This window comes from Flavihumibacter sp., assembly GCF_036676075.1.
GTDB lineage: Bacteria > Bacteroidota > Bacteroidia > Chitinophagales > Chitinophagaceae > Flavihumibacter.
On the sequence record NZ_JAKFDQ010000018.1, the window covers coordinates 1 to 7,391 of the forward strand.

The 7,391-nt window shown below is 44.7% G+C and carries 3 protein-coding genes; all 3 read left to right on the forward strand.

Annotated elements, in window-relative coordinates; translation table 11 throughout:
- Positions 1-4,498, forward strand: a 4,498-nt coding sequence (locus V6M43_RS16385) for a gliding motility-associated C-terminal domain-containing protein (protein ID WP_332737128.1), incomplete at its 5' end; no start/stop codon positions are given.
- Between the two features lie 9 nt (positions 4,499-4,507).
- Positions 4,508-5,539 carry a PorP/SprF family type IX secretion system membrane protein gene (locus V6M43_RS16390; RefSeq protein WP_332737130.1) on the forward strand — a complete coding sequence of 344 codons (1,032 nt, stop codon included), beginning with the start codon at positions 4,508-4,510 and terminating at the stop codon, positions 5,537-5,539.
- A gap of 955 nt (positions 5,540-6,494) precedes the next feature.
- On the forward strand, positions 6,495-7,391 hold an 897-nt coding region (locus V6M43_RS16395; RefSeq protein WP_332737132.1), incomplete at its 3' end, for an Ig-like domain-containing protein.

The following is a 7,391-nucleotide window of genomic DNA, read 5'->3' on the forward strand; positions in this document are numbered from 1 at the left end:
TTGGACAGGGCCTAATGGTTATAGCTCAACAGATGAAGACATAACCACTCTTGCAGCAGGAACTTATACCGTAACAGTTACAGATGCAAATGGCTGCACCGCAACCAAAGACATTGAAGTAACTGTTGATATTCAAGCCATCACAGCTATACCAACTATAGGACTGACCACTTGTATTGGTTCTACTGGAACGATTACATTGGAAGTAACAGGTGGTACACCTGCTTACTCTTATAGCTGGACAGGCCCTGCAGGCTATAATGCTGATACAAAAGATATTACTGGACTTGTTGCCGGCATGTACACCGTTGTGATCACCGATCTCAATGGATGTACAACAACCCTTGATGTGGAAGTAGGCACGCAGGATGTAACGATTGATCTTAGTGAAGTTATAAATCCCGCGATCTGTACTTCTAATAATGGCGGCATTGATCTCAGTATTGCTGGTGGAACAACACCCTACACCATTAGCTGGACCGGACCAAGTGGATTTAACTCCACTGATGAAGACTTAACCAGTCTTGCACCTGGGGTTTACACTGTAACCGTTACCGATGCCAATGGATGTACTGCAACTAAGGATATTGAAGTAACAATAGATGTTCAAACCATCACTGCTGTTCCCACTGTTGGCCTGACTGCTTGTACCGGTGCAACGGGAACGATTGCACTGGAAGTATCTGGTGGCACACCTGCTTACTCTTATAGCTGGACTGGCCCGGGTAGCTTCACTGCCGATACAAAAGATATTACTGGACTTGTTGCCGGCATGTACACCGTTGTGATCACTGATCTCAATGGTTGTACTACCACCCTTGATGTGGAAGTGGGTACGCAGGATGTGACGATTGATTTGACTGAAGTTATAACTCCCGCGATCTGTACTTCTAATAATGGCGGCATCGACCTCAGCATTGCTGGTGGTACTGCACCGTATACCATTAGCTGGACAGGACCAAATGGATTTAATTCTATTGATGAAGATTTGACCAGTCTTGCACCAGGGGTTTACACAGTAACAGTAACAGACGCCAATGGATGTTCCGCAAATAAGAATATTGAAGTCACTATTGATATACAAATCATTACGGTAGTACCTACAATAGGACTGACCACATGTATTGGTGCAACCGGAACTATTGCACTGGAAGTAACAGGGGGCACGCCGGCTTATTCTTATAGCTGGACAGGCCCTGCAGGCTTCACTGCTGATACAAAAGATATCAATGGACTTGTTGCCGGCATGTACTCTGTTGTGATCACTGATCTCAATGGATGTACCACCACCCTTGATGTGGAAGTTGGTACGCAGGATGTGACGATAGATCTTACGGAGGTAATAACCCAAGCAATCTGTACTTCTAATAATGGTGCAATCGACCTCAGCATCGCTGGTGGAACTGCACCGTATACTATTAGCTGGACCGGGCCAGGCGGATTCACTTCATCAGACCAGGACCTGGTTAATCTGGCTCCGGGAACGTATTCAGTAACAGTTACCGATGCAAATGGATGTTCGGCTACAAAGAATATAGAAGTGACTATTGATAAGCAAGTGATCACTGCTGTTCCAGCTGTTTCTGCAACTTCATGCATAGGAGCAACAGGAGCCATCAGCCTGGTGGTTTCGGGTGGCACGCCTGCGTATGCCTATAGCTGGACGGGTCCTGCAAACTTCACTGCCGATACAAAAGATCTGACTGGATTGGTTGCCGGCATATACACCGTTGTTATTACTGATCTTAATGGATGTACTACCACACTTGATGTGGAAGTAAACTCGGTTGATGTTGCCATAATACTTACTGAAAATATCACCCAATCGATTTGTGGAAACGCTAACGGAAGCATTAGCATGCAGATACAGGGTGGTACAGCACCATATAGCATATCATGGTCTGGCCCTAATGGGTTCATGGCCGATACAAAAGATATAAGTGGAATTGGAGCAGGTGATTACTCTGTAACTGTGACAGATATCAACGGCTGTTCAGTAACAAAAAATATTATCGTTGCCAATACAGATGTATCCATAATTGCCACACCAACTGTAGCAGATGCAAATTGTCGCACCACGGATGGTTCAATTACCGTGCAGGTGAATGGCGGAACAGCTCCATATACATATGAGTGGAATGGTCCGGCCGGATTCACGTCAACGCAAACTGCAATATCCGCGCTCGCGCCTGGTGATTATACATTGGTAATTACAGATGCAAATGGCTGTTCAGTAAATCTTGATATGACCGTTGGTGAGATTATCTGTTGTGATATCACTGCAACTGCATCTGCACCGGATATACTCTGTGATCAAACGGCTGTTGATATAACTGTGGAAGCAAAAGATGGCTACCTGCCATATGAATACAGTATTGATGGAGGTGCGACATACCAATCATCGAATGTGTTTACAAACAGGCAGGCTGGTAATTATACAATAACCGTTCGGGACGCTAAAGACTGTATCGCAACAACTGATGTTAATATAAACCAGATCCAGAATACTGTTGCTGCAACCATCACTACTCCTGATATTCCGTGCGGATTTTCTACCGGAACCATCACTGTTAGTGCATCCAATGGAACAGCTCCTTACAGGTATAGCCTCGATGGAGGAAATAGTTTCCAAACCAGCAATGTATTCAATGATCTTCCTGCGGGTGACTATACGATATTAGTCATTGATGCGAACAACTGTACCACCACCGCGAGTGGAACATTGGTGCAACTGGTATCGACGATTGTTTTAAATGTTGCTGCACCTGATATGCCTTGTGGAGCTACTACCGGAAGTTTCAGGGTAAATGCAAGCAATGGTACCGCACCTTATAAATATAGTCTTGATAATGGCGCCACTTACCAGGACAGTGATCTGTTTGCTGATATGGCCCCGGGCGATTATACCATCACCGTTTTAGATGCAGGTGGATGTCTTGCCACTGCAACCGTAAGCTTTGTTGCGATACCTAATCCTGTTGTAGTAACTAATGATCCGGCTGCAGTTTGTGCACCCGCTACTATTGATCTCACTGCTGCTGCAATAACATCAGGCAGTGATGCCGGATTGGTTTACAGTTACTGGATGGATGAAGATGGTGTAACGCCGCTCGCGCAACCTGATGCCGTTACTACGGGCAGGTATTATATCCGCGGTACAGCTGCTAATGGTTGTGCTATTATCCAACCAGTAAATGTTACCGTTAACGCGTTGCCTGTATTACAGGTTACGAATCCATTGCCGGTTTGTCAGCCTGCTGCCGTGAATATTCTTGAAGCTGCGGTTACTGCTGGTAGTGATCAAGGATTGACACTTAGCTATTGGAGAGATGATCAGACAAGTCAGCCGATTGGCAACCCCGGTAGCCTGATCCAATCAGGAACATATTATATCAGGGCGATCAATGCAGCTGGTTGTGTAATGGTGAAGCCCGTGGTAGTAACATCACTGGAGGCACCGGAGCTCGAGATCACAGATCCTGCACCCGTCTGCAGTCCGAATACAGTTGATATAACAACTGCAGCAATAACTGCTGGAAGTGATACGGATATAGGATTGAGTTACTGGAGAGATGAAGCAGCAACAATTGCTTTGGCTGGTCCTGCTGCTATACCACAATCGGGTACATATTATATAAGAGCAGTGAACAGCAACGGATGTATTGACGTGAAGCCGGTTAACGTTGTTGTACATGCGCTTCCGGAAGTTAGTATTAGTGGTGTGGATTCGCTTTGTCTCGGATTGAGTACTGATCTTACTATCAGGTTCAAAGGAACCGGTCCATGGAGCTTTAGTTATAGTGATGGTTCGCAAACATATACCATCAATAACCATGGTTCTGACCTCTACAAGCTGAAGGTTAAACCTAATGCTACAACTAAATACACCATCCTTACGGTGAGTGACAGGAATTGTAGTATAACTGCTAACGGTATTGAGCATACGCTATGGATAACTTATCCAATTCCGGGTACAACGCTACCTCCGATATTTACGAATGGAAATACACCAACGCCATTGCAGGCAAGGGATCTTGGACCGCACTACAATATGTTTAACTGGAGTCCGACCGTTGGACTCGACAGGTATAATATCATTGACCCTGTATTCAATTATGATAAGCGTGTACAATACAGGATCAGCATGCGTTCGGAGGCTGGATGTGAAACCATAGATACGCTGGTGGTGAATGTTATCAACAGTACAATACCAGGTGTAACGCCTGAAGTATTGGTGCCAACAGTATGGAGCCCGAATGGAGATGGAAGGAACGATCTGTTGTTCCCATTCACGATCAATGTAAGAGAGCTTCGTTGGTTCAGGGTCTTCAACAGATGGGGTGAATTGGTGTATGAGACCAAAGCGCTGGGTGCGGGTTGGAATGGCTATTACAAGGGTGCGATCCAACCGCTCGATACGTATACATGGGTTGCGGAAGCTATTGGAATCAATGGTGAAGTGATCCGCAAAACAGGATTGGTAACGTTGGTGAGATAAACGATTGATATGAAAATGTGCTTAAAATATTTTCGGATTGTGCTACTGGTCACCTGCTATACGGCAGGCGCTAATCCGCTGTGGGCGCAGGATCCAAGCTTTTCACAATTCTGGGCATCGCCGCTGAATATTAATCCGGCACTGACGGGTAATATCAATGGCGACTGGAGAGTGATCATGAATTTCAGGAGCCAGTGGATCGGTCCAACTGCCCCTTATGTAACGGGAACTATTTCGCATGACCGTAAATTATTTGTGGAGACATTACCAGAGGGGCAACGATTTGCAGTGGGTGGAATGTTCATGTATGATAAAACGATGGGTGGCGTATTACAGAGTGTTTATGGATCGGGGAATGTTGCTTACAATGTGCAGATAGCAGAAGGCTATAATAACAATCATTATCTCGGAGCGGGAGTGGGATTGATCTATGGACATAAACGGATGGATTGGAGCAGGGTGGTTTTTGGTGAGCAGTATACCGGACGAGGATTTGATGTTAACCTCCCAACCGGAGAATCAGCTTTATCCACGATGAAGCCATATCTTTCTTCAAGTGCGGGACTGACCTATTCAATAGGAGGAGATAAATCGAATTTTGATTTTGGGGTATCGGCCTTTCACCTGAATAAGCCGAGGCAGACATTTCTGGAAGATGATAACCAGCGGCTGGCGACGCGTTACGCGGTGCATGCCAATTACGAGCGCAACCTGAATAACGGGCTGGTGCTCACCACCAATGGAATTTACCAGCGCCAGACTACTGCAAGCTATTTTTCGGTAGGAGGGGGATTGGGGTATGTGGTTGATGAGTCGACCAGCACCAGTGTAAGTGCGGGATTATGGTACTGGTCAAAGAATGCTATTGTGCCTTACCTGGGTTTCAGCAAGGGAAAGATGCAATTCGGGTTCAGCTCGGATGTATTGATCTCGAAGCTGCGGGATTCTCCGGGCAAGCGGAGCACCTGGGAGGTTTCGATCATATTCCGGGACGTGAAGCGGAAGAACAGCGGCATCATTTACTGTCCGCCGTGGAAATAGGAGATACTTAATTTGTATTGCCGATTTCCCTGGAAATGGGCATAGGTGAAGAAAAAGCCCGGGTTCGTTCAAATTTTTACCGGATATATTGCAGATATATTACTGAAATTTACCTGAAGAGGAGCTGATCTTTGGGTGATGTTATCCTGACCTCTACCTGACGTTATCCTGACTTACCCTGATTTTTCCTGACTTTTCCGGACTTTGCCTGATACATCCCGACTTATTCTGACTATCCTGGTGTTGAGGCGGCGCTTAGGCGGCACTACCGTGGCTTTACAACGGCATGGGGAACCTAATCCGGTACAATGTTTAGAATTTTAACTCCTCAGATCCATCCCGTTTGATATTGCCTACATGAAAAAAATGGGGAAAAAAAACTACAGCAAATTCCCCATCAATTATAAAGAAATCACAAATCTTTTATATCAAAAATTATTGAATTTGAGGATATCGTAATATATTGCCACTTAATTGATTGTACCCCTTTTACGAAGACAGTAAATCAGAACTGGTGTTTATGTCTGTTGACCCTATTTTCTTCTAGTTACCGGAGCGGAAGTTTCGGTGATAGATCAGATCATTATTAGATCCGATTGCAGGATCCTGGGGTAATTCCAACAACATTTACAGCAGGTATTTTATCACCCTTATGGGCGAAGTCATTTCGTAATGATTACGACGATGATTTTGTTTATAAAAAACCGTTAAGAATATTATAAAATAAGGCTTTTAATGATTATTTTAATAGACCTGAACCCTGATGAAAATCCAATCTGCTGCTTATATCCACAGAAATTCCTAAGAACATAAACCGTTGGCCTGATAGTCCATTGAAATTCCACGAGGAAAATTAATGGGTAGCAGGATTATTATCAATAATCAAAAGATCGCTTATTGTAACAATTCTATTGGCTTAGTAGCAATTAACTCCTAGGCTGAATAAAAAAGCTGAATGTCCCGAAACCCGGAAAATACCTTTCCTGTATGCAATGTTAGCGGAAGAAAAGCAAGACTTTTCATCCTGCTGGCATTACTTATTCAACTGTTTTCCACAGGGATGTTGGCAGCGCCAAAAAATGCGTTTGGTGATGTTCGTGATAATGAAAAATTTCCTATAGGTTGGTTCAGTTACCAGGGTTTTGTCTGGCAGTGGGGGAGTTGGGGGTTGGGATTGAATTCTCCAACAGGCTTAAATTATTTCAATTCAAACAGTTTTGTATGTGATCCGGGTTCAGTAACCACGACTGTCACTACCATCTGCTCTGGAACAAATCCAAATGTTTTTGCTACTGTAGTTGGTGCAACAGGCGATGGAACATTTTCAGGATACCAATGGGAGCAATCCACGGATGGAATTTCATGGTCAAATGTAACTGGTGGAACTGGGGCTACAACAGAATCATTTCAAGTAACAGCTGGTCTAACACAAACAACACAGTACAGGCGCAGAGCAACTTTTACTGGCTGCTTAGAACCGGTTTATTCTAACGTTATAATAATAACGGTTACTGCATTACCGGTTGTCAGCATTACGGGTTCTTCCACTATATGTGCAGATGGTACCACAACTTTATCTCCAACTACTGGTGGTACCTGGGTTAGCAGTAATACAGCAGTTGCTACGGTAACGAATGCTGGTTTAGTAACTGCAGTTGGTGCAGGCAGTGCGACGTTTACATTTACCAGCAATACTGCTCCGAATTGTGCGGCAACTACCAGTGCGGTTACTGTTACTGCATTACCCGTTGTCAGCATTACGGGCGCTTCCTCTATTTGTGCTGGCGGATCAACAACATTATCTCCAACCACGGGTGGCACCTGGGTTAGCAGTAATCCTGCGGTTGCTACG

Bases quoted from the DNA above. Each gene is read 5' to 3' on its own strand.
- V6M43_RS16390 (WP_332737130.1), top strand. From the start codon at position 4,508: ATGAAAATGTGCTTAAAATATTTTCGGATTGTGCTACTGGTCACCTGC.